At 63.2% G+C, this 25,442-nt stretch carries 21 protein-coding genes and 1 pseudogene; 13 read left to right on the top strand and 9 right to left on the bottom strand.

The window, feature by feature from the left end; genetic code table 11:
* Positions 1-166 precede the first annotated feature (166 nt).
* Entirely contained in the window at positions 167-433 is a 267-nt protein-coding gene (locus I41_RS08940; RefSeq protein WP_145432220.1) for a hypothetical protein, read from the top strand.
* On the opposite strand, the gene I41_RS08935 is transcribed toward I41_RS08940, so the two are convergent.
* Positions 369-1,604 carry a hypothetical protein gene (locus I41_RS08935; protein ID WP_145432219.1) on the bottom strand — a complete coding sequence of 412 codons (1,236 nt, stop codon included), beginning with the start codon at positions 1,602-1,604 and terminating at the stop codon, positions 369-371. The two genes, I41_RS08940 and I41_RS08935, sit on opposite strands and share 65 nt — an antisense overlap.
* Before the next feature lie 147 nt (positions 1,605-1,751).
* Here I41_RS08935 and I41_RS08930 point away from each other — a divergent pair, with 147 nt between their 5' ends.
* The gene (locus I41_RS08930; RefSeq protein WP_210421133.1) at positions 1,752-2,135 is read left to right on the top strand and encodes an acylphosphatase; all 384 of its coding nucleotides are present in this window, start codon (positions 1,752-1,754) and stop codon (positions 2,133-2,135) included.
* A gap of 149 nt (positions 2,136-2,284) precedes the next feature.
* On the top strand, positions 2,285-3,748 hold the full coding sequence (locus tag I41_RS27670) for an ABC transporter permease (RefSeq protein ID WP_210421132.1): 1,464 nt from the start codon (positions 2,285-2,287) through the stop codon (positions 3,746-3,748).
* Between the two features lie 87 nt (positions 3,749-3,835).
* Here the strand turns inward: I41_RS27670 and I41_RS08920 are convergent, their stop codons facing one another.
* From I41_RS08920 to I41_RS08905, 4 genes are all read right to left on the bottom strand, one after another.
* Positions 3,836-4,957: a Gfo/Idh/MocA family protein gene (locus I41_RS08920; protein ID WP_145432218.1), complete on the bottom strand. Its 1,122-nt coding sequence runs from the start codon at positions 4,955-4,957 to the stop codon at positions 3,836-3,838.
* Positions 4,954-5,760: an acyl-ACP--UDP-N-acetylglucosamine O-acyltransferase gene (lpxA, locus tag I41_RS08915; protein WP_145432217.1), complete on the bottom strand. Its 807-nt coding sequence runs from the start codon at positions 5,758-5,760 to the stop codon at positions 4,954-4,956. The genes I41_RS08920 and lpxA overlap by 4 nt, the downstream gene beginning before the upstream one ends.
* A 38-nt stretch (positions 5,761-5,798) precedes the next feature.
* Positions 5,799-6,671, bottom strand: coding sequence for a UDP-3-O-acyl-N-acetylglucosamine deacetylase (gene lpxC / locus I41_RS08910; protein WP_246133840.1), 873 nt, complete (start codon positions 6,669-6,671; stop codon positions 5,799-5,801).
* Between the two features lie 118 nt (positions 6,672-6,789).
* Positions 6,790-7,488 (bottom strand): OmpH family outer membrane protein, encoded by a 699-nt coding sequence (locus I41_RS08905; protein WP_168206778.1) that lies wholly within the window; start codon positions 7,486-7,488, stop codon positions 6,790-6,792.
* Between the two features lie 336 nt (positions 7,489-7,824).
* On the opposite strand from I41_RS08905, the gene I41_RS08900 reads away from it, so the two are divergent.
* The 4 genes from I41_RS08900 to I41_RS08885 all read left to right on the top strand — a co-directional run bounded on the left by I41_RS08900 (position 7,825) and on the right by I41_RS08885 (position 10,796).
* The gene (locus tag I41_RS08900) at positions 7,825-8,190 is read left to right on the top strand and encodes a response regulator (protein WP_168206777.1); all 366 of its coding nucleotides are present in this window, start codon (positions 7,825-7,827) and stop codon (positions 8,188-8,190) included.
* Positions 8,191-8,231: 41 nt separating this feature from the next.
* The gene (locus tag I41_RS08895) at positions 8,232-10,001 is read left to right on the top strand and encodes an ATP-binding protein (protein WP_145432214.1); all 1,770 of its coding nucleotides are present in this window, start codon (positions 8,232-8,234) and stop codon (positions 9,999-10,001) included.
* 324 nt (positions 10,002-10,325) lie between these two features.
* Positions 10,326-10,595 carry a hypothetical protein gene (locus I41_RS08890; RefSeq protein WP_145432213.1) on the top strand — a complete coding sequence of 90 codons (270 nt, stop codon included), beginning with the start codon at positions 10,326-10,328 and terminating at the stop codon, positions 10,593-10,595.
* Positions 10,596-10,640: 45 nt separating this feature from the next.
* Positions 10,641-10,796 (top strand): DUF3309 domain-containing protein, encoded by a 156-nt coding sequence (locus I41_RS08885; protein WP_145432212.1) that lies wholly within the window; start codon positions 10,641-10,643, stop codon positions 10,794-10,796.
* Between the two features lie 41 nt (positions 10,797-10,837).
* Here I41_RS08885 and aat read toward each other — a convergent pair whose 3' ends face one another.
* A complete protein-coding gene (aat, locus tag I41_RS08880; protein ID WP_145432211.1) occupies positions 10,838-11,515 on the bottom strand; it encodes a leucyl/phenylalanyl-tRNA--protein transferase in 678 nt (225 codons plus the stop codon).
* 174 nt (positions 11,516-11,689) lie between these two features.
* On the opposite strand from aat, the gene I41_RS08875 reads away from it, so the two are divergent.
* The 5 genes from I41_RS08875 (at position 11,690) to greA (ending at position 18,637) form a co-directional block, all read left to right on the top strand.
* Entirely contained in the window at positions 11,690-12,898 is a 1,209-nt protein-coding gene (locus I41_RS08875; RefSeq protein ID WP_145432210.1) for a S1C family serine protease, read from the top strand.
* 239 nt (positions 12,899-13,137) lie between these two features.
* Positions 13,138-15,021, top strand: a complete 1,884-nt coding sequence (gene dnaG, locus I41_RS08870; RefSeq protein ID WP_168206776.1) for a DNA primase — start codon at positions 13,138-13,140, stop codon at positions 15,019-15,021.
* Between the two features lie 217 nt (positions 15,022-15,238).
* Positions 15,239-16,933 (top strand): sigma-70 family RNA polymerase sigma factor, encoded by a 1,695-nt coding sequence (locus I41_RS08865; RefSeq protein WP_145432208.1) that lies wholly within the window; start codon positions 15,239-15,241, stop codon positions 16,931-16,933.
* A gap of 330 nt (positions 16,934-17,263) precedes the next feature.
* On the top strand, positions 17,264-17,968 hold the full coding sequence (locus I41_RS08860) for a zinc ribbon domain-containing protein (protein WP_145432207.1): 705 nt from the start codon (positions 17,264-17,266) through the stop codon (positions 17,966-17,968).
* 192 nt (positions 17,969-18,160) lie between these two features.
* Positions 18,161-18,637, top strand: coding sequence for a transcription elongation factor GreA (gene greA / locus I41_RS08855; protein WP_145432206.1), 477 nt, complete (start codon positions 18,161-18,163; stop codon positions 18,635-18,637).
* Between the two features lie 106 nt (positions 18,638-18,743).
* Here greA and I41_RS08850 read toward each other — a convergent pair.
* A pseudogene (locus I41_RS08850) lies at positions 18,744-19,754 on the bottom strand (aldose epimerase family protein); the annotation flags it as partial.
* 218 nt (positions 19,755-19,972) lie between these two features.
* Between I41_RS08850 and I41_RS08845 the strand changes: the two are divergent.
* Positions 19,973-20,740 carry a BON domain-containing protein gene (locus tag I41_RS08845; protein ID WP_145432204.1) on the top strand — a complete coding sequence of 256 codons (768 nt, stop codon included), beginning with the start codon at positions 19,973-19,975 and terminating at the stop codon, positions 20,738-20,740.
* On the opposite strand, the gene I41_RS08840 is transcribed toward I41_RS08845, so the two are convergent.
* Together I41_RS08840 and I41_RS08835 are read right to left on the bottom strand one after the other, a co-directional pair.
* Positions 20,655-21,725, bottom strand: coding sequence for a hypothetical protein (locus I41_RS08840; RefSeq protein ID WP_145432203.1), 1,071 nt, complete (start codon positions 21,723-21,725; stop codon positions 20,655-20,657). The two genes, I41_RS08845 and I41_RS08840, sit on opposite strands and share 86 nt — an antisense overlap.
* Positions 21,726-21,785: 60 nt before the next feature.
* The gene (locus I41_RS08835; protein ID WP_145432202.1) at positions 21,786-25,280 is read right to left on the bottom strand and encodes a secretin N-terminal domain-containing protein; all 3,495 of its coding nucleotides are present in this window, start codon (positions 25,278-25,280) and stop codon (positions 21,786-21,788) included.
* Between the last annotated feature and the right edge of the window lie 162 nt (positions 25,281-25,442).

Below are 25,442 nucleotides of genomic sequence, written 5' to 3'. Positions count from 1 at the left end.
ACCGCCGAGTTGCTCTGCAGACGACAGGGCGTGCGTCGCACGCGCGGCGCCAGCGTTGCAATCGGCATAGTTTCACTCATTCGACCGAACCGGGACGTCCGATGATTGCTTCCAGGGGGCCGCGCGCTGCTGCGCGGCGTTTAGGGGGAGCCTGCGAGACGCCGCCATGGAACGAACGTTCTGGGCCGCCGCCGTGCTGCTTGCAGCCGGGGGGTGCCGGATGTGTAGCGATGCGTGCGACTATTCGGCGCCGGTGCCGGGCGGGCCGCGTTCCGGGAGCTTGCAACGCGCTGGTTCGGCATTTAACGGACAGGTCTACAACACCGTCGATCCGCCGCCGCAAAAATCGCCGGCAACCGAGGCCGACCTCAATCCCTACTGGGCGACTCCGCTGGAAGGTCAGGCGACTCCTCAGCCGATTCCGGCGCCCTAGGCTGGAAGTCGATCGTCTCGGGTACGTACTCGTTGCCTGTTGACGCATCGGCGCTCGCGTCAGACGGCCTCTTGGATTCTGCTCGCGCCCTTCGGCGATTGAAGATCTCAGGGTCGAATTGATCGCGCGGCGTGAACGCCGTCCTGGCTTTCGCTTTGCCTCGATTGAGAAGTTCTCGCGCCGCTTCGTCAACCATTGCCTCGGTGACTTCGCCCTCGGCTTCCGCTGACGCCTCGGTAAGATTTGGACCAGCATTCTGACCAAGTGCCGGCGTGTTCGTCGCCGAAGGCTCGGGAGCGACTCCGGCGGCCTCGTTGAGCCAGTCCATCAAAATCGCCGTTTGGTAGGGCGCCAGCGGGGTCGACAAGCGCGTGCCGCGCAGACCATGCGCTTGGCGAGCACGTCGCATGAGGGGACTACTCGCTGGATCTTCGACGTCGACTTGGGCCAGGACCTGCTCCAAGTTCTTGCGGATGAGCGTCGGGATGCCGCTTCCCTCGAGCGCCCACCGGTCGAGTTCCATCGTTTGACGCGAGTTGGGCGTATGGCAGCCGGACGTCGTGCAGCCGTGGATCAGCATGGGCTGAATGCTCCGGACGAACTTCTCTTGGACCTCTGGCTTCGGATCGATCATCCGTTCTGGCTGAGCGGTTTCCTCAGGCGCTGCCGGCTCGGTGTGCGCGGCGAGAGCAACCCCCTCGCGCTCTCGTTGTTGGCGGCTCGCTTCGTCGGCCAAGCCTTGCTGCAATTGCAAGTCGAGCGTGCGGAGCGCGGGGTGGCCAGGATCGTCGGCGCGGGCATCCAGAATCTCGCGCGCTGCTTCGGCCAGCAAACCATGTCGCAGGCACCAGCGGGCGAGTTCCAGATGAGCGTCGGTCGCATTGCCGACGCGTTGGCGGCGACGCTGCTCGTAAGCATCGACGAGCGACGCGCAGGCCATCTCGACCTGCGACGCCGGGATCTGGAGCACCGAGCCTTCGTTCTCGATGCGGTAGTGGCTGCCCTGGCGATGGACGACGCCGGAAAGGACGTTGCCGTTTCGCAACACAAGGACGCCGGCCGCTGCCTGCGGAGCGGGCGCCTGTTGGCCGTGCGCGCCGCGAATCCCGACAAGTGCGAACACCGCCCCGAAAGCGAGCGTAATGCAGCGGATGGACCGGTAGTGAGGCATGGGGAGCGGAGGGTATTGGCGAGTGGTCGGGGGGTCAAGGCTGGAATGGCCGCTGGCACGCCGATATACTCGGAACTGCGGCTGATGTCGGCGATTTTTGCTGGTGGCAGGATCAGACGCCCATGGTTGAAGTCACCGGCTCCGCCGATGGGCGAAGTTGGTGCAACGGACGCCCGCGACTCGTTCACCGGCAACGCCGATGACCTAGATGTTCAGCGATTGGCACTATTCATGGGATCGAGCGGTCAGCACGCAGCGTCGATCGAAAGACGCCAAGCGTTTTACAGCGGCCATGTCCAAGGGGTCGGGTTTCGCGAAACGACCCGGCGACTGGCGGCTGGATTCGACGTCGCTGGGTTTGTTCGGAACTTGGACGACGGTCGAGTTGAGATGATCGCCGAGGGAACGCCGGCGGAGCTTGGCCGGTTCATGGCGGCGATCGCCGAGCGCATGGAAGGGCGAATCCGGCAACTCGCCGTAGACGCCCGACCGGGAACTGGCGAGTTTGTTGGATTTGTCATCCGGCAGTAGAAAGCGACCTACGACGCAGTGACCACCGAACACACCGCCGAGTTTTTCGCCAAACTGATTCGATAACTCTGCTGTTTTCTGCGTGAACTCTGTGGTGAAAACGTAGTCTCTTCCTGCTGCCGCAATCGATATCGAACTGGTAAGTACACATGTCGAAGCTGACGATTTGGCTCACCCCCATCTGGATTCTGGCGGTCGGCGTGACCATCGGGGCCTTGATCCTCCTGCTCATGTGGGGCGTGACGTGGCTGGTCAACCGGCGGGCCGCCCGCTCGATCGCCGAAGCGGTCGGCGAGGGAATCTTGCGGCCGATCTCGTACGTCGTGATTTCGATGGCGGCGCTCGCACTGCTAGCGAGCCCGTCGATGCCGGTCGAACGGATCATGGCGTCGCTGAAACGGCTGCCCGACGTGGCGCCGATCGTCGAAAAGGTTGAGGTTGGACCGCGCAAAGCCGACGTCGAAATTCCGGCGTCTTTTCGCGCGACGGAGTTGCAAAGCTTCACGATTACCAGCGATCAGGACGTCGCCGTGAACGTCGCGGCGAAGAAAGGCTTCGTCGAGCCCCTCATTTTGGTCCAAGGCGGCGAGCCTTATTCATGGTCGCCGGGGAGTTCGACGCCGCGCGGGTTTGAAGGAGACGTTACGACGGTCTACGTCACCAACGAGAGCGATTCGCCGGCGAACGTTTCGATCCAGATGTATACCGACGTCGAGACGCCGCAGGTACGCGCGATTCCGATCGCCGCCGCCAGCACGATCGGTCTCTACGTTCTCTACCTGCTGGTGCGATTCCTGGCGCCGCGGACTTCGGTGATTGCCGCCGCCACTGCCAAAGAAACGATTGCTCAGCCGTTGTTCACGATGCTGGTGATGATCGGCATCGTGGCGCTCGTGGCCTTCGTCTTCATTCCATACAACACGTTCGGCGAAGACGTGAAGATGTTGAAGACCTCCGGCATGACGATGATCAAGGTGTTGGCGATCATCATGGCCCTGTGGACCGCCAGCACGTCCGTAGCTGACGAAATCGAGGGCCGCACCGCGCTGACGGTGCTTTCCAAGCCGGTGGGCCGCCGTCAGTTCATCGTCGGCAAGTTCTTGGGAATCCTCTGGCCGATCGTTCTGATGTTCGTCATCCTGGGGATCGTCTTCTTGCTCACGGTCTCCTTCAAGGTCGTGTACGACGCTCGTGAGTCCGCCAAGACGACGCCGGAATGGACGGAGTGCTATCTGGAAGTCGTGCGGATCATTCCCGGCCTGGTCCTGGCCTTCCTGGAAGCAGTGATTCTGGCTGCGATTAGCGTCGCCGTCTCCACGCGGCTGCCGATGCTGCCGAACCTCGTCATTTGCGGCTCGATCTATGTGCTGGGCCACTTGGCGGCGCTGATCGTGAAATCGGCCGCCGGCGAAATCGTATTCGTCCGCTTCATCGGGAAGCTGCTGTCGGTGATTCTGCCGGTACTCGATCACTTCGAAATCGAAGGGGCGATCGCGGGAGCGAGCAGCGTGCCAATGTCGTATCTCGGGTGGGCGCTACTCTACAGCGTGCTTTACAGCGGGGCAGCGATCTTGCTGGCGCTGATCTTCTTCGAAGATCGCGACTTGGCTTAGCAGGATTGGGCAGGGGGCAGTGGGGAGTCGAATGCAATGCCAGCGAGCCGGGGCGTCTCGCCCCCGGCGCACTTCGATCGCTCCGCGCTACCCCGCCTTGCGACGCAGAATGACCGTATCGTCCGTCGCCCAGTCGTCCATCGTGGCCACCATTGGCAGCGGCAACATGGGCGACGCCAGATGACCAACCCGGCGGCTGTCAGCGCCATCCCATTGATGCTGACGCACCGCGGACAGTACTCGTTCGGCGACTGCTACGGCGTCGCGGCCGTCGACGCCGGTGACGCGCGGCTGGCGGCCGGTACGAATCGCTTCGGCGAAATCGCGTTGCTCCTGCTCAATCGCATTGCTTTCCACAGCAGGGACTTCAGACTTTACCAATAGCTCACTAAAGAGCTGTTCCCGCAAGTGACTTCGAGTCGCCTCGCTCAGGTCGTTCAGGTGGAAATCTCGCTGCAGCAGGTCGAGTCGCGGCTCGACGATCGTCGCCTTCCGGCTCGCGAAGTCGATCGACGCAAAGCGCGTCGGCGTGTAAACCTGCATGGTTCGAGCCGGAGCGTAGCTCGTGCGTGAGGCAGTGATATTGGCCACCGCGCCATTCGCAAAGTGCAGGCGGGCGCTGACCATGTCTTCGTGGTCGCCGAGGACCGAGACGCCAACGGCGTCGACGCATGCCAACGGCGCCTTAACCAGCGACAGCACCACGTCGATGTCGTGAATCATCAGATCCATGATCACGCCGACGTCGGTTGACCGAAACGTAAAGCCGCTCTGACGACGAGCTTCAATGAACTTTGGCTCTTGCAGTCGATCCTGCACGCTGACCAGCGCCGGGTTAAAGCGCTCGACGTGGCCGACTTGCAATACCAGTTGGCGACGCCGGGCAAGTTGCACGAGCTCATCGGCCTCGCGGACGGTGGGCGTAATCGGCTTCTCGACGAAAACATGGACGCCGGCGCGCATCAATTCGCTGGCGACGTCGAAATGCGTGACCGTCGGCGTGACGACGACGGCGCCGTCGATCTCGCCGATTAGTTCGCGAACGTGGGCCACCGGCCGCGCGCCCGTTTCTTTGGCCAGCGCTTCACGCGCCTCCGGTCGCGAGTCGACGACGGCGACGAGTTCGATTTCGGGAATGCCCGCCGCTAGCTTGGCGTGAATCTTTCCCAGGTGGCCGACGCCGATAACGGCAAGACGGAGGCGGCTCATGCTGCCCTCCGAACTTCGCGACCGCGACCATGCTTGCCGACTTGTTGCCCTTCGATGAACGCCAACAGCGTTTCCACGTCGGGCGAGATTTGGTTGTTGGTCCGCAAGATTTCGCGAGCGTGGCTCAGACCGACCTTCGATCGGTAGAGCAGCCGATGGGCCGCCGCGATGAACTCGACTCGTTCCGCTGTGAAGTCGTTTCGCTTCAGCGCGACAATGTTGATGCACCGCGGCCGGGCGGGAATTCCTTCGACCAGCATGAACGGGGGAACGTCGTGCAGCGCTCGGCTCAACGCGCTGATGAACGAATAGCTGCCGATGGTGACGAACTGATGAATGGCGACGCCGCCTGAAATGGAGGCGTGATCATGGATATGCACATGACCGGCCAGCAAGGAGCCGTTGGCAATCAGGATGTTGCTGCCGAGTTTGCAGTCGTGCGCGACATGGCAGTTTCCCATCAGGAAGTTGTTGTCGCCGATGCGGGTGACGCCGTCCTCCTTCTCGCTGCCCCGATTGACAGTCACCCCTTCGCGAAACGTGTTGCCGTCCCCGATCACCACGGCCGTATCGCTGCCGCGGTAGCTGTAGTCCTGCGGTTCGGCGCCGATGACGACGTTGGGAAAGAGCACGTTCTCCGCTCCCAACGTCACGTTGCCCATCAGCGTGACATTGTTGTGGAGGCGCGTGCCGCGGCCAATCCGCGCGCCGGCGCCGATCGTGCAGAACGGGCCGATGACGACTTCCTCGTCGATTTCAGCCCGGGGGTCGACCCAGGCGTTCGCTGCGATGCTCGTAGCCATGTTCATAACTTCCTATCATCCGCCTGATTCGCAGGCCGTTAGGCGCTGGCTCGCCGCGCCATCGCGGCGAACCGTTCGACTAACTGCCGCGTCAGCTCCGCGTGGAGTCGATGACCGCTGCGGTACGCGGTAAATTCGCCGACGAGCCGGCAGCCCGCGAGGGCCAAGTCGCCGAGAACGTCTAGCGCTTTGTGTCGGGCGCACTCGTTAGGGAAACGAAGGCGATTGTCGATCGGGCCTCGTTCGTCGAACACCAGGAGATCGCGATTGGTGACTCGCAGGCCCAGTCCTTGACGGCGAAGTTGGTCGGCTTCGGTCTGTAGCAAAAAAGTCCGGCAGGGGGCAAGCTCACTCCGAAAGCGCTCCGGAGTCACGGCGACGCGGGCGACTTGGCGGCCGATGATGCTGGCGGCCGGGTAGTCGAGCTGGTACTCGATTGAAAGTTGATTCTTGGCCGAGGGACGCGCTTCGATCCACGATTCGCCTTCAGCGACCCGAACGACTTCGGTCACGGCGATGCGATTGGCGGCGATCCCTTGCGAGGCGATGCCGGCTCGCACGAGAGCGTCGACGAAAGCGGCTGACGAACCATCGCACCCCGGCATTTCAGGCTGATTCGTCCAGACCTCGCAGTTGTCGATGCCGAGGCCGGAGAGCGCCGCGAGGACGTGCTCCACCATCTCAACTTCGACGCGGCCGTGGCGGAGATTGGTGCGGCGGGGAACTTCGACGCGCAGGTCGACTCGCGCGGGCACACGGGCCGAGGCGCCGAGATCGCTGCGCACGAAGGTGACGCCGGCGCCCGGAGCAGCAGGTCGAAACTCCAGCCGCACGTCCCGGCCGCTCCAGTAGCCGAAGCCAGCGACGACGGCGCGAGCAGCGATCGTTTGTTGCATGCGGGGCGAGATCATGCGCTGTCGTGCCTTGAGGGCGAGCGGCGGGAGGCTCGCCAAGATTGCAAGAAAAAGCGACGGCGCCACTCGAGGGGGGGAAGTCGAGCAGCGCCGTCGCGTCAATAAGCGATCGCTGCTAGCGCTGCCCTTGGAATCCGCCTTGGGCCGGGGCCGTCGGACGAGTTGCCGTGGCTGGCACGCCGTTCGGTTGCGCCGGCAGGTTGCGGACGTCGACGCCAAGCATCATCAGCACGTCGGGCGTGATGTCGATCTTGTTCTGATGAATGATCGGCTGCATAATCATCCGCATGACGGCTTCGCGGTCGGGCGCGGCCGACTTGTCGGCGACGTCGTCGCCGGTAAATCGCAGCACCATGCCAATGTCATTCTTGTCGGCAAAGGCCTTCACGGCGGCGGCGACTTGGTTGTAGCAGGTGAAGTAGACCGTCGCTTCCTTTTCGAGGAAGTCGCGGCGAACCGTGCCTTGCTTGATGGTGAACTCGGCCTTCAAGCGGGCGAGGTTTTCGTCCAGTTGCTTGAACTCGGGGCTGCCGGGCTTTTTGGTGTTGCGTTCCTCTTCCATCTGGACCAGCCGGTCGCGTTCGGTGCGCAGCGCGCCGTCAGCGGCTTCCATCTCGCCCTTCAGCTTTTCGATCTGCCCGGTGAAGCCGGGATAGTTCTTGAAGATGAAGCTGATGTCGACGACGGCGACATGATAGCGGGAAGCGTTCGCGCCGTGCGCGGTGGGGGCCGGAGCCGCCGATTGAGCCAGGGCCGGCGCGGCGGCGGAAGACATAAGACCAACGACGGCGGCTGAAATCAGCAGCTTTTTCACGTCAGCACTCCTTGCTTGGTATCTGATCATCCATGACCAGACATTTCTGGGGACCCGCCCAGGGGCTAACGAGACGCCCCCGAATGTTGCCATGCGGGATGGGGCGGAGGGGTTGAATTCGGGGCGTATTGTGCCGCCAGACGAGCCGGCCGTAAAGAGCAGTTCTGCCGGGCGTTCTGGCGGGCGTTGAGTTGCCTCAACGACGCGACTTACGGGGGTCGACTGCTGAAACTGCCCTTCCGGTCTTCCACAGGCGGCGCGTATGCTCGCCGCCCCGCCCACAGCAGCGACCCGACTCGCTATCCCTCCCAACTTCGCCACGCCGGAGAGTCGTCCGTGTCTCCCAATCCGCGCGTCCTGATTGTCGACCGTTCGCGTGAATCGCGCGATGTGCTCAGTTCCTTACTGGCCCGCCGCGGGGCCGAGGTGTTGGAAGCCCGCGAAACCTCACGGGGGGCCCGGGTTGCCGAATCGGAGCGCCCGCATTTAATCGTCGTCGACGTCGAAGCGCAATCTGGCGTGTGTGAAGATTCTGCGGAGCGACTGATGGCCGCGGCGGCCCGCAACGACGCCCCAATCGTTGTGCTCGGCGCCACGAGGCGCAGCGCAAGTCCTTTGCCGACTTCAGAGTTCGTCGCGAAGCCCTACCAATACGCGGCCCTCATTCGTAGAATCGAGGAGCTTTTGGGAAGTCGTCCGTAGGCTTTGCGACTCCCGCTCGTCGACCGAGAGAACAAACTCGCGTGGCTTCGTTGTTCGTCATTCAAGGCCGCGACCAAGGTTCGCGCTTCCAGTTGGAAGACGCGGTCCATTCCATCGGCCGCACGCATACCCATTCCGTTCGTTTGCACGATACGGAAGTCTCGCGAAACCACGCTGAGCTGATCCGCAAGGGAAACGCCTATGCGGTGCGCGATCTTGGAAGTTCCAACGGGACGTTCGTCAACGGCAAGCTCGTCACCGAACATGAGCTCACTAGCGGCGACCAGCTGCAGGTCGGCCGCTCGCTGCTGCTCTACACCGGATTCATCGACGACCGGCTGGAGGATGCGGCGGGGCAGGTGGACATCGTTCCCATGGCGGGCAGCGCGATCGACGACGGCTCGCGCATTGTGGCGTCGCTCGGTCAAACCGGCGGCAGCGAATGGCTGATGCCCGACGCCCGCGGTTCGTCGAATCCGTGGCTCGCGCGTGCGCGCAGTAACCTGCAGATCATGTATCGGACGGCGCTGGCGGTGAGCCACACGATGGACATCGACCAGCTGCTCGCGAGGATCATGGACATGATCTTCGACTGGGTCGAAGCCGACCGCGGTTGCATCATGCTGAAAGACCTCGAGACGGGCAAACTGACGCCCAAAGTGCGGCGGCACCGGCGCGGGATGCGGACCGAAGAGAAAATCAGCATCAGCAAGACGATTCTCGATTACGTCGTGGAACAAAACGAGGGCGTCCTGACGAGCAACGCCCGCGACGATTCGCGCTGGGATCCGGCGCAGAGCATCGTGACGCTCGGCGTCCGCGAGGCGATCTGCGTGCCGATGCAGGGGCGCTACGAAGTCGTCGGCGTGATTTACATCGACACCGCCGTGACGCCCCAGAAGATGCTCGCCGCCAAGGGCGCCAACCAGTTCACCGAAGAGCACCTGCGGCTGATGATTGCGATCGCCCATCAGGCGGCGCTGGCGGTTGAAGACACCTCGTACTACAAGGCCCTCGTCCAAGCGGAACGGCTCGCCGCCGTTGGCCAGACGATCGCCTCGTTGTCGCACCACATCAAAAACATTCTCCAGGGCGTCCGCGGCGGCAGCTACCTGATCGAACTCGGCCTCGGCGATCACGATACGATGGCCAAGAGCGGCGAGCGCGACGAAGCCGCCGAGCAAAAGGCGGTCGACACGATCCGCAAAGGTTGGGCCATTGTCGAGCGCAACCAGGAGCGAATCTCGACGCTCGTGATGGACATGCTCACCTTTAGCAAGGAGCGCGAACCCGAGCCGCGCGCCGCGAGCCTCAACGAAATCACGGCCGAAGTCGTCGAACTGATGACCAGCCGCGCGCAGGAACTATCGGTCGAGCTTGTCTGGCAGCCAGCGAGCGACATGCCGAGCCTCATGTTTGACCCCGAAGCGCTGCATCGGGCGATCCTGAACGTCCTGACGAACGCCATCGACGCTTGCGACGATGCCGAGCAGGGCCGCGTGACCGTCTCCACGCACTACGACGACGACGCGAAGCTCGCGCGGGTGGTGGTCGAAGACAATGGCGGCGGTATCGCGCCCGACGACATCGAAGCAATCTTCACGGTGTTCGTTTCCCGCAAGGGAGGTCGCGGCACGGGTCTGGGCCTGCCTGTCACGCGAAAGATTCTCGAAGAGCATGGCGGACAAGTTCGCGTCGAAAGCACCGTCGGCCAGGGGAGCAAGTTCACCCTCGAACTTCCGGCGACCCCCGCCGAAGCCGAGGGAAATCAGCGCATGACGCAGTCATTTGCAGCCGGCGATGTACCCTAGGCTGCCCTCGCCGCGCTGACTGCCGCGCGATTCTGATGCAGGTCCTCGCTGGTTGAGTCGCTCGTCGGCTTTCCGTGATCGCTCATCTCAGTTCGACCCTCTCCATGGTCGTTGCCAGCGCCGTTTCCTACTCGTTGGTCGTTGGACTGCCAGCCGGTAGGACCCGTGCTTGGCGCCGCTTCGCTCGGGAAATATCGAAGAAATCGATGTTCGATGTCCCGTGGCACGCGTGTTGCGTTGAAGCAACCACGCCGATGCGAATTCATCCATGGGCGTTCGATTTTCAACCAGCTCGCTTCGCGAGGCCTACAGAGGAGAGACGCGATGAAGATTCCCGAACTGCTGACCGCTTGCTCGCTACCCCCCATCTTGCTCGGCATCGCGATGCTGGTTTCGGTAGGCTGCGAGAACAAAGAGAAGATCGTCGACGTCGAGACGTCCCGCGGCCAAGTCGAAGTTGAGCGCGACCGCGACACCGGCGAAGTCGACGTCGACGCGACAAAGAAGGAAGACTCGCTGATCGACATCGACACGCCCGGAGCTGACATTGAAATCAATCGCGACAAGGACACCGGCGAAGTCGAGGTTAAGTAGCGTCGCCGTTCGCCACGTCTAGCATTTAAAGAGAGCGATCACGCCATGCTCGGCACAATTCTGATCATCGTCCTGCTGTTGCTGCTGCTGGGCGCCGTTCCGCGTTGGAACTATTCGGCGAATTGGGGCTATGGGCCGAGCGGCGTGCTCGGGGTGGTGGCGGTGATCTTGATCGCACTGATCCTCATGGGGCGCATCTAGCCGCCAGAGTCGCGCGTTGGAGCCATTCGATATGCCGCCAGCTACTGGCCGATCCACGGCTCAAGCGTAGATCCGAACGTGATCGGCGCGTCGACGAGCGCGGCCAACCGCTGCAAATAGTCGCGGCGCGAGATCTCCACGACCCCCAACGATTGCGTATGCGGCGTCGATTGCTGCACGTCGAGCAAGCCGTATCCGCGGCTCCGGAGATGGCCCACCAATCGCGCCAGTGCCACTTTAGAACCGTCGCGGGATCGGTGGAACATACTTTCCGCCGCGAAGAGGCCGCCAATCGCAATGCCGTAAACTCCGCCCGCCAGTTCCTCGCCGCGCCAGACCTCGACTGAATGAGCGTGACCTAACCGATGCAGCTCGGTGTAGGCAGCGATCATCTCGGGGGTGATCCAGGTTCCCCCTTCGCGGCCTGAACCGGTGGCGCACGCGGCAATGACTTGCGCGAACGCCGTATTACAGGTCGTCGCGAACTCGCCGCTCCTCAGCCGGCGCTGCAAACGCCGCGAGACGTACATCCCGTCGAGCGGCAGAATAGCTCGCGGGTCGGGCGACCACCAGAGCATCGGCTCGTACGAACTCGACGGCCACGGGAAAATTCCATGGCGGTAGGCGTCGAGCAGCCAAGTCGCGGAGAGTCGGCCGCCGACTGCCACCAGCCCTTCGGGCGCAGCCCGCTGCGCGGGCGGAAAATATCGGCTCGGCATCGGCGAAACAGACTCTGGCGAGGGGTTTCGGGGTTGTAACGATGGGGCGCGTTCTGCCGGAATGCTGCCCGCGACCTTCCGCAGCAGTATAATGGCTGGGTGAAGGGCCGCGATGGGAGCTTCCCGGGCGGACCGCCCGCTCCTCCTGGCACGGAACGTTTCAGGACCCGCGTCATGCAGCACGAATCTAATCCCCACGACGACGCCGCGTGGGGCGCCGAACTCGTTACCGCTCCTCCGCCCGCGCGATCGCGGCCGATGAGCGAAGTTTGGACCGTCGATCGTCCACGCGAGGAAGAAGGCATTCGCCTCAAGCGGCTTCTCTGGGTCTTCACGGTGCTCACCACTGTGCTCGTCGCTCCGTCGATGGTTTATCGAATCGAATATTCGCTCACGGCGGCCCGCGAACGAGCGCGACTCGACGTCGCACGTGCCAATCTTAAGGATTTTAGACTCGATCAGATTTCGGCCGGGTATCGGGCGCTCGCGCAATCAGTCGGCCCGAGCGTCGTCAACATCAGCACCCAGCGCGGCCGTGCCGAAGGGCAAGGCTCCGGCGTGATCGTCGATGCCAAAGACGGTTACATCGTCACCAACAATCATGTGATCGAGGGGGTGAACACCGCCGAAATCCAGCTCAGCGACGGCCGCCGCGGCACGGCCAGCGTCGTCGGCGTCGATTCGCTCACTGACTTGGCAGTGCTCAAGACGGAAATGAGCGATCTGGTCGCTGCTGAGTGGGGCGACAGCGACGAATTGCAAGTCGGCGACATCGTCTGGGCTCTTGGCAGTCCCTTCGGGTTGCAGAAGAGCATCACCTTCGGCATTTTGAGCGCCAAGGAACGCCGCGGCGTCACGGGGACGCGGGTCATTCAGGAATTTCTCCAAACAGACGCCGCCGTGAATCCTGGCAATAGCGGCGGGCCGTTGGTAAACCACGAAGGCAAGATCGTCGGCATCAACACGGCCATTATCGGCCCCTCGTATCAGGGAATCAGCTTTGCGGTCCCCAGCGAATTGGCACGGGCCAGCTACGAGCAGCTGCGCGACAACGGCTACGTGCTGCGCGGCTTCCTCGGCATCGGTCCGGAGGAAGTGCCCGATGAGGTTGCTCGCGAGCTTGATCTCGATCGCGGCAAGGGTGTACTCGTCACTACTATTGCCGACAATTCTCCCGCCTCAGAAGCGGGCATCAAGCCGCTCGATGTGATCCTCGCCTGGGACGGAGTCAATTTCTCTGACCCGACCCTGCTGAGTCGCGCCATCGCCGCAACGCCGATTGGCACGGAGGTTCCGGTCAAGTTAATTCGCGGTTCCGTTCGCGGGCCCAAAAAAATGGAAGTGAAGGTGAAGGTGGCGGCACGTCCGCCCTCGGATCTGTAGAGCGCATCGCGGCGTTCGTCCCCTGACGATTGACTCGGCGACGCGGTACGCTGTGGGTAGCGAGGATGTAGCGCTTCCCGCATTTCAGCCCCTGGCTCCGCCGGGGGATTGGTCGCCATGCCGCCAGGCCTCGTCCTGCGGTGTGGTAACCCCGGGCGAAGCCCGGGGGTGACAAAATCGCCGCAGCGACCGAACCTCGCGGCGGTGATCATTACGTTCATTGAAGGGATTCAATCCGCGTGTCGCTTTCCAGCTTGCAGGACGCGAAAGAGCAGATCCGTCAGTCGATCGACATCGTCGACCTGATCGGCGCCTACGTCGCACTGCGGCGACAGGGACGCGGCTACGTCGGCCTCTGCCCCTGGCACGACGACGCCCGCCCCAGCTTCCAGGTGAATCAGGAACGGCAGTCGTTCAAGTGCTGGGTCTGCGACATCGGCGGCGACATCTTCAGCTTCGTCATGCGGGCCGAAGGGATGGAGTTCCGCGAAGCGCTGGAACTGCTGGCCGAGCGCGCCGGCGTCAGCCTGGCCCCTGTCGGTCGCGCCGAAGGCCAAGCCGACAACCCGTTCGAACGCCGCAATCTGTTGAAGGCGATGGCCTGGGCGGAAGATCAGTTCCACCAGTCTCTTTTGCGAAGCCCTGCGGCAGAACCCGCACGCCGCTACCTCGCCGATCGCGGCATCAGCGGCGCGAGCATCGCCCAATTTCACATCGGCTTCTCGCCGAATGAATGGGACTGGATGCTGAAGCGCGGCGCCGCGGCCAACTGGCAACCGGCGGTGCTGGAGCGCGTCGGCCTCATCGGCAAACGCGACGCGGGCGGGTACTACGATCGCTTTCGCGGGCGGCTGATGTTCTCCATTCGCGACGCCCGGTCGCGGCCGATCGCCTTCGGCGGACGTGTGCTGCCGGAGTTCGCCCGCGACAACGACGCGAAGTACGTCAACAGCCCCGAGACGCCGCTGTTTAACAAGAGCAGCGAGCTCTACGCCCTCGACGCCGCGCGTGACGCCATCGCCAAGGAAGGGGGCATTCTGGTGATGGAGGGCTACACCGACGTCATCATGGCGCACCAGCATGGCGTCAAGCATGCCGTCGCCGTGCTCGGGACGGCCCTCGGCGACAAACATGTACCGCTGATTCGCAGGTTCACCGACAGCATCACGCTGGTCCTTGACGGCGATGCGGCCGGACAGAACCGCACGATGGGTATTCTCGACAACCTGCTAGCACTGTTTGTCGCCCATGAGATCGAATTAAAAATTCTGAGCTTGCCAGAAGGGGCCGATCCGTGTGATGTTATTCGCTCGCACGGAAGCGACGAATTTCGACGACTGCTCGCGCGGTCGGTCGACGCCCTCGAACACAAGATCAATGCCGTGACCAAAGGATTGGCCCCAGGCGCTGCCCCGCATCGTTCCGCGCAAGCGGTCGAAGCGATTCTCGCCACGCTCGCGCGTGCGTTGCCGACGGCTGCGTCGGCCAGCAGTGCGGCGCTAGTTCGCGAGCAGCAGGTGCTGGTCCGCATCGCCCGTCAGTTCGGTCTCGGCGAAGACACGCTCCGCACGCGGCTCAAAGCGTTGCGACAGGCCGCGACGTCGCTGCTTCGCTCAACCCCCGCATCGGCGCGATCGCCAGAGCAAGCCATTGCGTCGCAGTCAGCCGCGCCGCCCGTGAAACTCTCCCCCTGGGATCGCGAGCTGATCGAGATCGTCCTCTGCCAGGGCGACATCATGGACGCGCTGCTCGAACAGGTGCACGAAGAAGACGTCGAGCACCCGATCGCCCGCCGCATTTACGCCCTCGCCGCCGAGATGTATCACGACGGCGTAACGCCGAACTTCGCCCGGCTGATGAACGCGACGGAAGATCAGGCCGTCGCCAATTTTCTCGTCGACTGCGATGAGATCGGTCAACGCAAATCAAACGTCGACGCCCGCCAACGGTTCAGCGATCTGCTGGCCGACCGCGAGCGTCGCCACACGGAGGCTCGCCACCGGATGACGGTGGCTGAGCTCAAAACAAATCAACTCGACTCGGATCAGGAAGACCGCGCGCTGGTCGCCCTGTTCAACGATTTGAAGCGCCGCCAGGCTGGTTCCGCGCCCACGGATGGGTGAGGTGCTTGGCGAGAATTGGTTGGATGTCGTCCCTCTCCCTTGCAGGGAGAGGATAGGTGAGGGATTTCAGACGGTTGCTGCAGTTCCCGCGCTGATGTGCAACGCGAACGTCGTGAATCCTTCCCCTAGCCCGTCCCTTCCAGGGAGGGGGATAACGCCTGCCGATTCCAGACCCGCCAACTTCGCCATTGCACAGGATGTGCAGGAGGAGTTTCAGATGTCCCGCTTTGCCGCCCGCCTCAACGAACTTGCCGCCCTCGCCCGCACGCAAGGATTTCTTACTTACGATCAGGCGAACGCGTTCTTGCCTGACGAGTCGACCGACTCGGTCCATGTCGAGGCCTTGCTCGACTTGCTCGACGGCATGCGCATCAAGCTCGTCGAAGGCGAGACGTCGATCAGCCGGCGCGTTGCCGCCGCCCTGGCCGAAGCTGAAGCGAATGGCGAAGACCTGCAAGCCGAGCTGCCGAAGCTGACCGACGACCCCATCCGGATGTACCTCTCGCAGATGTGCCGGATTCCGCTCCTGTCGCGGGAAGAGGAAATCTCGCTCGCGAAGAAGATTGAAATCACCCGTAAGCGTTTCCGCCGGAACATCCTCCGCTCGTTCATGGCGCTCGAAGCGACCGTCGGCGTGCTGGAACGCGTCCAAGCGGGCGAGTTGCCGTTCGATCGCACGATCAAGGTCTCGCTGACCGAACGGCTCACCAAGACGCAAGTCTCGGCTCGCATGCCGGTGAACCTGCCGACGCTCCGCCGGCTGATGCAGGCCCAACGGCGCGACTTCGCCGTCCAGGTCGATAACCGCGCCGGCGGCACCGAGAAGGCGGCCGCTCGCCAACGATTCCTCCGCCGTCAACGCAAGATGCTCGTGCTGGTTGAAGAACTCAGCCTCCGCACCCGCCGCGTGCAGCCGTTGATGAAGCAGCTCGAGGAAGTCTCGCGCCGCATGGACCGCCTGCAAGCTCAGCTCAAGCAGCTGAAGGCCGAAGGCGCCTCGTCGCAGCGCATCGCCCCGGTTCGCCGTGAACTGAAGGCGTTGATGATGCAGACGCTCGAATCGCCGACCAGTCTTCGCGATCGTTGCGACTTGCTGCGGACGCAGCTCACTGAATTCGAGCGCGTGAAGCGCGACCTCTCCAGCGGCAACCTACGACTGGTGGTGTCGATCGCCAAGAAGTACCGCAACCGCGGCATGAGCTTCCTCGATCTGATTCAGGAAGGAAACACCGGCCTCATGCGGGCCGTCGACAAGTACGAGTACCGCCGCGGCTTCAAGTTCAGCACCTACGCTACGTGGTGGATTCGCCAGGCGATCACCCGCGCGATCGCCGATCAGGCCCGCACGATTCGCATCCCGGTCCATATGATCGACGTGCTAAGCAAGCTGCAACAAACGGCGAAGCGGTTGCAGCACGAGCTCGGCCGCCAGCCGACGCCCGAGGAAACCGCGAACGCCGCCGGCGTCAGCCTCGAAGAAAGCCTGCACGTCATGGACATCGGCCGCACGCCAGTGAGCCTCGATCGCCCGATCGGCGAGGGAGACGACTGCAGCTTCGGCGAGTTTGTCGAAGACGCGCATACCGACAACCCGCTGAAACTGGCGAACAACAGCTTGCTTCGCGAGAAGATCGACGACCTGCTCAAGACGCTCACCTTCCGCGAACGAGAAATCATTCGCCTGCGTTACGGCCTAACCGACGGCTACTGCTACACGCTCGAGGAAGTCGGTCGCATCTTCAAAGTGACCCGGGAGCGGGTTCGCCAGATCGAAGCGAAGGCGGTGGCCAAGCTACAGCACCCGGTGCGAAGCTCGGAATTGGCCGAATATGTCGCCGACAGCCCGCAAGTGATGCCGGAGGAGGTTGAGGCTTGGGACGAACAACCGGCGGAAATGCGGTTGGTTGCCTAAGGCAAGCATTGTTCCAGCGTCAAATTTCGCGTACTAGCCGGAGGGCCACCGCCCTCCGGGGCGCCTGGTACAAGCAACGACAACAAAGCAAACGTTCGTCCACGGGCGTCGCGGAAGATTTCCGCGACGCCCGTTCTTTTTTTGCAGAATTAGCGGTTTTCAACAGCGCCCGAGTTGGCCAAAAACTCCTGGCCGACTCGGCAGACTTGACGGCGAACGGCCGAAATATCTCAAGCACGCTCCGAGTGCCTGCGACACATCAGGCCCGCTGTCGCCTCTGGCGTTGTGCGGTACAATGCACGGTCCACGACACCCTGCGAGCCGCGACCGATGGCGCTTTCCGCCGAATTGCTGCAACGACTTCACCGGATTCACCGGCAACTTTCCGACCTGCGCGAGCGGCAAGAGAAGGGTCCGCGCCAGGTGAAGGCCCGCGAGGTCAATGCGGCCAAGCTCGATGCCGAACTAGTCGCCGCGCAAGACAGCGTCAAGCACACCAAGGCGCTCAGCGACCGAAAGCAGCTCGATCTTAAATCGAACGAAAGCCGCATCGCCGACTGGAGGGTAAAGCTGAACTCCTGCAGCAATAACAAGGAGTACCAGACGATGATCGACCAGATCGCCGCCGCCGAAATGGCCGGCAGCGTGCTGGCCGACGAGATCCTCGAAACGATGGAGCGGATCGATCAGCTTGAGGCAGTTGTCGTCGAGGTGAAAGAGCGTCTTGCGGCCGGGAAGACGGAACTCAGCAAGTTTCGCGACTCGGTGGCCCAGGAAGGGGCGCTGATTGCCGCCGACGTTGCCCGGTTGGAAGCCGAACTCGGCGAGGCCGAGCAGGCGTTGCCGGCGGACTTCCGGGACGATTATCGCCGCGTCATTCGCGGCAAAGGGGCCGATGGCATGGCCAAAATGGAGGATGGCGTCTGCGAAGGCTGCGGCAAACAGGTCACCCTGAACATGCAGAATCACCTGATGATGGGCAAGCCGGTATTCTGCACCGCATGCGGGCGGTTGCTCTATGCCGGGGAACGGTGACCGGCGACGCCGCCCGGCCAAGCTTCCCCCAAGTCACTGACCGACGGCGAAAGGCGTTAAGCGCCGGGGCGGTTTCCGCCGAAAATACGAATAGGGCTCGCCCTTTACATGGCGGGCCGATCAATAAACAATTTGGGGATTCACGCGAGGGTCTTCCGTAAGGAAGACCCGTTTTATTTGAGCGAGGAAGAAATGAGCGATCGCACTCCGATGACCCGGGCCGGCTACGAGAAACTCAAGGCCGAGTTGAACGAGCTGGAAAACGTCCAGATGCCCGAGATTGAGAAGCGGATTGCCATTGCGCGCGCCGACGGCGATCTCAAGGAAAACGCCGAGTACCACGGCGCCCGCGAAAGCCAGGGGATGCTGCAAGCGAAGATCAACATGCTGAAGAGCAAGCTCGCCAGCGGCGAGATCGTCGACCCGGCCACGCTGCCAAAAGATCAGGTCGTCTTTGGCTGCACGGTGAAGGTGAAAGATCTGGAGTTCGGCGACACCGAAGAGTTCACGCTGGTCGGCGCCGGCGAGGAGGATTACGACGTCGGCAAAATCCTCGTCACCAGCCCGCTCGCCCAAGGACTGCTGGGCCTGAAAGTCGGCGAGAAGGCAGAGATCGAAGTCCCGGCCGGGACGAATCGGTTCAAGATTCTTGAGATTCGCTTTGAGTAGTCCCTCACGGGACTAATGACGAAGCCAGAATGACGAATGGGGCGTAGACCAGCGCCCTCCGGCATTTCATTCGTCATTCGGATTCCGTCATTCGTTATCTTCCCGGTTATTCGACGCCGAACTCATACGCGCATGTATAGCGGTACGTTTCGCCCGGTCGAAGGATGCACGAGGGGAACTGCGGTTTGTTAGGCGAATCGGGGAAGTGCTGCGTCTCCAAGCAAAGCGCCGATTGCTTGCGGTAGACCTGCCCCGCTTTGCAGGTTTGCCCCCAGACGAAGTTCGACGTGTAAAGCTGCATCCCTGGCTGGTCGGTGTGGACGCGTAGGGTGCGGCCCGAGGCGGGGTCGAACACCGTCGCCGCCAGCTTCATAACGCCGATCGGGCCGTTGAGGACGAAGTTATGGTCGTACCCTCCGGCAGGTCCCGCGGCCAATTCCCCGATGCGATCCCCAAGACGTCGCTGCGTGCGGAAATCGAGCGGCGTCCCTTCGACGGGAGCCAGCTCGCCGGTGGGAATCAACCCATTGTCGGTCGGCGTATAGCGATCGGCGCCGATCCAAACCTCGTGGTCGAGGACCGATGGCGTCCCGTGGCCAGAAAGATTGAAGTAACTGTGGTTCGTCAGGTTGATCGGCGTCGCCTGATCGGTCGTCGCCTCATAGTCGATCTTGACGGCATTGCCGGGGGTCAGTGTATAGGTGACAGTCACGTCGAGATTGCCGGGGTACCCCTCTTCGCCGTCGGGGCTGAGGTAATGGAATCTCACGCCGGATCCCGCCGGACCTTCAAACGGCTCGCCTTCCCACTCGACGCGCGAGAGGTCGCGTTTGGAACCGCCATGGAGGTGATTGACCCCGTTGTTAATCGCAAGTTGATACTCCTTGCCGTCGAGCGTGAACTTGCCGAGCGCGATGCGATTGGCGAACCGGCCGGTGGTGCAGCCAAAATGCTGATTGTCGGTCGTGGCGTAACCGGCTTCAGTATCGAAGCCGAGCACCACGTCGGCCAGCCGCCCGTCGCGATCCGGCGTCCAGAGCTCCGCCAAGGTCGCGCCGCGCGACACGAACTTCGCGCGCATCCCCGAAGGGCCTGTTATTTGAAATTCCATCGCCCCTGATCCTGTTGCCGCTGGTGAGAACGTTGTTCAATGAGAGTTCACAGTTTGCAAAGTTGGCCGCGGCGGGTCAACGACTTGACGGCTGGCGGGTGAGTGGAGAACTCGGGGTTTAGCCGGCCAGAATAGCCGGGGCAATTACGCGGCGGTTTTGGCCCGATTCGGAATAAGTGGTATACTTGGGCTGCTCTGCCCTTGAGTGCCGGGAGATCCTTCGGATGCAGCGTTCGCTCCAATTCGCCGCCGTCGTGCTGGCCGTCGGCGTTCTCGCGTCGGCGACGAACGTCGACCAGGCCGCGGCTCAGGGCGCCCGCAATTCGCTCAATCAGTCACAATCAGGCAGCCTTCGCAACAGCTACGCTGGGGGCATCTCCAGCGGGCGGGCCACGGCATCAAACGGGGCTCGCGGGGGTGCTTTTGGCGGCGGACAAGCCCGTGGCGGACTTGGCGTCAACGGCGCGGCCGACGCGAACGGGGCCTCGGGACAAGGTGGCGTTGGCCAGGGCCCGATGGCTGCAGGTCTGGCCCAAACAGCTGGTGAGCGTTTCCAACAGGGCGGATTCGTCGGCCGCGACGCCGACGACGTTCGCAACAGCTTCGAGAGCCAGAACGCTCGCCGCGGCACGGGCGGCATGCTCGACGCGATGGTCGAAAACCTGAACGAGATGCGCGAATCGCGCCGCCGCTGGCGTGAGCAGAATGCCGCCCCGCCGGCGATTCGCGTCCAGTTGCGTCCCGCTTTCGACGTCCCGGCGGCGATGACCGCACAGACCGACGTGCGCGTGCAGGCGAGGCTCGTCAAGCAAATGGACGTGATTGGCGTCGACTCGCCGCAGATCCAAATGGTTGGCCGCACCGCGGTTATTCGCGGCACCGTGGCGAACGAGCGCGATCGCGAACTTATCGCCCGGATGGCCTCGCTTGAGCCGGGAGTGTCTGCAGTAGAGAATCTCGTAGAGATCCAGGGCCCGCCGCCGGCGCCTTAGCCGCCTCGATCATCGCCTTGCGTTGCGTCGCCGTTGTGACGGTGGCTGGGACTGAGGCTGGCAGCGCCGGCATCATGGCCGCAGCCTGCACGACCTGAGACGGCGGCGCGGCGGCGGCCGTCGCCGTTTGCTCCGACTTCGTCGTCGACAGCTGCGACAACGGCGTTCCCGAAGTTGCCTTGCTGAACGTCGTCGTTTGCTCTTGCGCCGCCGCTTCGCCGAGGCGCTTAGGCAACGGAATGGTCGCCGTCGACATCTCGCGCTGCCGGGCCGGCGCCACCACCGAGTGCTCCGCCGGACCAACGGGGCCCGGCGTCAAAGTCGCCGCGGCCTGGCCGCCGTAAGCGGCAAGTCGCACCTGTTCGCCGTTGTCAGTCTGCACCGTTTTTGCGAGGAGCGGCTTGTCGGCATTCGGGTCATTCGTCAGTCCCGGCAACAGATGGCGCGTCTGCTCGCCGATGACGACAGCGCCATCTTTGGGTTCAAACTTGGCGATCAGACTAATGTGCCGCTGCTGCCCGCCGATCTCATCCCACGGCAGCCAGAAGCTATACGCCGGACCAAGCGTTGAATCGCTTTCGTGGCGGATGAACTCTTCAACCGGGAAAATGTACTTCCGCGTTGGGTGAGTTTCATGGTCGGGGCGATCCGTTTCGTCGAAGGCGTAAACAACGAGGTTTCCCTCGACGCGAACCGGATCTTCGGAGCCGCGCTTGAAGAACATCAGCTTGCCCCCGAAGCCGCGCTTTGGCGACTGTCCCACCGTGCTGAGCGTCGTGTCGGTCCATGTGGCGACCATCCGTTCCGGCAACTCCGGTTCGGGCTTCTCAGGTTTGATGCCGACGGCTTTCTTGACGTCCCAATTCGTCACGCTCCACTTGCTCGTCTTGCCGGCGCAGCCTGTCGAGCTCGCCAACGCGACCAGCGTCAACAGTGGCCCCGCCCAAATGGCGGATCGCAGGCGATTGTTGATCTTGGTTGGCATAGCTAGCATCTGGCGAGTAGTGGAGCGTTGTCGTTGGATCGTCGTGGAAAGCGAGCCAAGCTACTGCGTTTGCACTGGCGCGAGAGTCGGTTGCTGTTGCGGCGGAGGGGGCAACACGCCCGGCGTCGTCACCGTCTCCTGCGAGTCGAAGCGGCCGTCGACGTTGGGAACTTCCGTGGGGAAGACGGCTTCGGCCTCGGCGGCGCCGAGCGTATCGGTCGCACTTCGCAGGCCGGCCGGACCGTTGATCGACACCACGTCGGAAAGGCACCAGCTCATGCGGGCCGACTCGACCTGCTTCATCATTTCCGATTGCTGTCGGCTGCGGATCACATGCGGCGTCAGCACGATCAGCAGTTCCGCCTTCTGGACCTGCTTCGAGTCAAATCGAAATAGGTCGCCCAACAGCGGAATGTCGGCGAGCAGCGGCACGCGGCGATGAAGCTCGCGGTCCCGCTTCACGATGAGCCCGCTGAGGACCACCGTCTGGCCGCTCACGGCACTAATGGTCGTCTCCGCCGAAATGGTGTTGATAATTGGGGCGTTGATCGCCGTGCCGTTGGGGGCGATCGAGATGGGCACGCCGTCGGCGACGGCGCCAAGCTCGCTCTTCGCGGCGAAGACTTCCATCACCACGAGATTTTCGGGGCTGATGCGCGGGCGAACGAGCAGCTCGAGACCCACGTCGCGGAACTCGACGTAATTGGTCCGCTGGCCGAGCTGATCGATCTGGCTGCTCGTGATGTACGGCACGATCTGCCCGACGAACGCTCGGCCGGTTTGATTGTCGAGCGCCATGATCTGCGGTCGGCTGAGGACTTCGAGCCGTTGCGACTGCTGCAGCGCTCGCAGCAACATGCTGATGCTGTTGCTGGAAGCCGACAGCACGAAGCCGCCGAAGCCCGCCGCTTGGCTGACGCGGCCGACGCCGAAACTCGACAGACCTTGGGCGGCGACGTTCCCCGCCGTGTTCAGCGAGCGATCGCTGCCGGAGTTGCCGAGCGGCTGCGCCGCGTCGCCGAACCCGAAGCCCGGCGTGAGCGTCGCCGATTGAATAATCTGCTGCTGGAAGGTGTTCTGCTGGCCGCCGGGGCTGACCGTGGTGGTCGTGTTGGTGGTGGTCTGGATGTTCTCCAGCAGGCTGCGATCGAACAAGACCGAGTCTTGCAGGCCGAACTCGACGCCGAACTCGTCGATGTCGCCGAGCGTCACTTCGCCGATAAGCACCTGGATCATCACGATCGGGGCTTCTTCGTCGACCTGCTTGATGATGTCGGCGATTTCCTTGAAGTACGTCGGCGTCGCCGAGATGATGAGGCTGTTACTGTTGATTTCAGCGACGATCACCACCTCGCGCTCGATTTGCTGGAAGGGGCTGGTCGCCCCTGGTGCCGTGGCGTCGACGTCTCGTTTCTGTTGCAGCCATTCTTGCAGTGCGAGTGCGACTTGCTCAGCGTCGGCGTTTTTCAATTTGTAAACTTCGTTGATCCGCTGGCGGCTGTCGCTGGCGTCGAGCCGCAAGAGCACCGCTTCGACGACCAGCAATTCGTCGCTGCTGCCGGCGGCGATAATGCTGTTGGTCCGCTCGTCGACGGAGAACCGCAACTGAAAGATCCGGGATCCGGCGGCCTGATTGCCCCCTCCCCCGCCGCCGCCCCCCTGGCCGCCCTGCCCTCCTCCTTGGTCGGGAGTGCCGAAGAGCGATTGCAGCATTTCGGCGAGGCTGACCGCGTCGCCATTCTCGATGGTGAAAACCTTCAGTTCGGCAACGGAGTCGGGCTGCACGTCGAGTTGTTCAATTAGCACCGCCATCAGCGACATGCTCTCCGGCGGCGCGGAGACGATCAGCGTGTTGGCGCGGGTGTCGGCGTTTACCGTAACGCCCGCCAGAACGCCGGAGGCGAGAATCTTCTGTCCTTCGGCGTCGATGGTCACCATTTTGAGTAGCTGCGAGACGCGCGTGTCGGTCTGGCCGGCGTCGTCGCCCTGCCCTGCACCGCGGACGGCGCGCTGCAGGATGGGGGCCAGTTCCGCGGCCATCGAGTTCTTCAACCGGAAGACGCGAATCTCGTTGACCGCCTCGCCCCCCGGAGCGTCGATCTCCGAAACCATCCGGCGGATTTCCTCCATGTCGCGCGGACTGGCCCGCACGATGAGCGAGTTGGTGCGCGTCTCGGCGATCACCAGCGCTTTTGGCGCGAGCGGCGGCGCCGTTCCCTCGGCCTCGGCCTCGGCCTGGACGAACAGCTGCGCCACGACTAACTGCGCTTGTTCAGCTTGCGCGTTCTTCAAGCGGAACGTTTCGAACTGCGTCAGCGATTCGCCGCCGCCTACGTCGAGCTTTTCGAGCAGTTCCTGAGCCTTGCCGACAGCCGATGGCGGGCCGACGAGCAACAACGCATTCGGTTTGCCGAGCGGCACGGCCAGCAGGGCGCCATAGTAGGGGTAGAGGCTGAAGCTTCCCTCCGCTGCCGGTGAAAAAATTCGGGAGGTGATCAGCGCCATCGACTGCGAGTCGACGTGCAGCAACGGCCGCACGACGACTTCCGGCATGCTGACCCGGCTCATCGCTTCGATTTCTTCAATGACTTTCATCACCCGCTCGACGTCGCGCGGGTTGCCGCGAATCACGAACAGGTCAGTCCCTTCGACGACTTCGATTTGCACGGGACCGAGCAGGCCCGCTTGATCGGCGAGCGCAATTTCCGGGGCGGCATTCGGCGCGGGGCCCGGCGCCTGAGCGCTACCTGGCGCCTGCGAGCTGCTTGGCGCTTGATCGCCCGCCGGCTGTGCCTGCGCAACCAGCAGGCCAGCGGTTTGCCTGACGTGAGGCGTTGCGCTCTTCTCGGTCGACACCAGTTGCGTGACGCGGTCGGGCGCTGGAGGGGCGTCGAGCGCACCCACAATTTTTTCCCACGCCCGCAGTTGGTCGGGGCGGCCCACGAGACGCACCTCGCCCGTAGCGCGATTGGCGGCGATCAGCACCGGCGAATTGTCGCCCGCATCAACGGCGAACCGCAGCCAGGGCGTGCCGTCGTCCGGCATGCGCGGCAGGGCGCGATCAAAGGCGAGTTCTAAGCGAGCGTGGAACTGATCGGACGAAAGTTGCCGGAGTTGCAGCGTCGCTTCGCTTGCCGGCAGCCCAGGAGCATTCGCGGCGGGAGCGGCGGTCGTCTGCGGGGGCGGGGTAGGCGCGGAAGGAATCCGCTGCTCCTCAATGGGCGGAGGGTTCGGCGAGGCGACCGGCTGCGTCGACTGAGCCTGAACGACTCCTCCGTCGAGCGCGTTGATCGGGGGCAGCGCCAGCGGCGTTGCTTGGTGAATGTGGTCGGCGATAGGCAACTCGGCAACGGCGCCGGTGGCTCCGTCAAATTCGAGCGCGGGGAGCGCGATGGGTTTTGCCATCGCAGGCGCCCCGGAAGCGACCATGACGGCCGGCTGCTTGCCAGCCGGATCGGACGATCTCGGCAGCGCGACCGCAACCAACGCCACAAGGGCCGCGACGCCGCTGGCGACGAGCGTGATTCGGTGATTGATGGCGGCGAGGATCGACATCGGGCCAACCGCCCTGGGTGAGTGAATTCGAGCAGCGACGCAACAGCGCAGGGGCGCCGCCGGCCTTACAATCGGAATAATCGGCAAGGTTTACCCAGTACGCCAGTTATTCCGCGCTGAGATTCCCCTTTGAGAAAGCCAGCATTGCTGGCACTGAGGAGT

The sequence above is a fragment of the Lacipirellula limnantheis genome, from assembly GCF_007746075.1.
Taxonomy (GTDB): Bacteria; Planctomycetota; Planctomycetia; order Pirellulales; family Lacipirellulaceae; genus Lacipirellula; species Lacipirellula limnantheis.
The sequence above is the reverse complement of the archived record's forward strand: the minus strand, read 5'-3'. Positions and strand labels throughout refer to the sequence as shown.

What these genes read in the sequence shown, in the direction of transcription:
- I41_RS08940 (WP_145432220.1), top strand. Translation starts at nt 167, where the DNA reads ATGGAACGAACGTTCTGGGCCGCCGCCGTGCTGCTTGCAGCCGGGGGG.
- I41_RS08935 (WP_145432219.1), bottom strand. Translation starts at nt 1,604, where the DNA reads ATGCCTCACTACCGGTCCATCCGCTGCATTACGCTCGCTTTCGGGGCG.
- I41_RS08930 (WP_210421133.1), top strand. Translation starts at nt 1,752, where the DNA reads ATGGGCGAAGTTGGTGCAACGGACGCCCGCGACTCGTTCACCGGCAAC.
- I41_RS27670 (WP_210421132.1), top strand. Translation starts at nt 2,285, where the DNA reads ATGTCGAAGCTGACGATTTGGCTCACCCCCATCTGGATTCTGGCGGTC.
- I41_RS08920 (WP_145432218.1), bottom strand. Translation starts at nt 4,957, where the DNA reads ATGAGCCGCCTCCGTCTTGCCGTTATCGGCGTCGGCCACCTGGGAAAG.
- lpxA (WP_145432217.1), bottom strand. Translation starts at nt 5,760, where the DNA reads ATGGCTACGAGCATCGCAGCGAACGCCTGGGTCGACCCCCGGGCTGAA.
- lpxC (WP_246133840.1), bottom strand. Translation starts at nt 6,671, where the DNA reads ATGATCTCGCCCCGCATGCAACAAACGATCGCTGCTCGCGCCGTCGTC.
- I41_RS08890 (WP_145432213.1), top strand. Translation starts at nt 10,326, where the DNA reads ATGAAGATTCCCGAACTGCTGACCGCTTGCTCGCTACCCCCCATCTTG.
- I41_RS08885 (WP_145432212.1), top strand. Translation starts at nt 10,641, where the DNA reads ATGCTCGGCACAATTCTGATCATCGTCCTGCTGTTGCTGCTGCTGGGC.
- aat (WP_145432211.1), bottom strand. Translation starts at nt 11,515, where the DNA reads ATGCCGAGCCGATATTTTCCGCCCGCGCAGCGGGCTGCGCCCGAAGGG.
- I41_RS08875 (WP_145432210.1), top strand. Translation starts at nt 11,690, where the DNA reads ATGCAGCACGAATCTAATCCCCACGACGACGCCGCGTGGGGCGCCGAA.
- I41_RS08865 (WP_145432208.1), top strand. Translation starts at nt 15,239, where the DNA reads ATGTCCCGCTTTGCCGCCCGCCTCAACGAACTTGCCGCCCTCGCCCGC.
- I41_RS08860 (WP_145432207.1), top strand. Translation starts at nt 17,264, where the DNA reads ATGGCGCTTTCCGCCGAATTGCTGCAACGACTTCACCGGATTCACCGG.
- greA (WP_145432206.1), top strand. Translation starts at nt 18,161, where the DNA reads ATGAGCGATCGCACTCCGATGACCCGGGCCGGCTACGAGAAACTCAAG.
- I41_RS08845 (WP_145432204.1), top strand. Translation starts at nt 19,973, where the DNA reads ATGCAGCGTTCGCTCCAATTCGCCGCCGTCGTGCTGGCCGTCGGCGTT.
- I41_RS08840 (WP_145432203.1), bottom strand. Translation starts at nt 21,725, where the DNA reads ATGCCAACCAAGATCAACAATCGCCTGCGATCCGCCATTTGGGCGGGG.
- I41_RS08835 (WP_145432202.1), bottom strand. Translation starts at nt 25,280, where the DNA reads ATGTCGATCCTCGCCGCCATCAATCACCGAATCACGCTCGTCGCCAGC.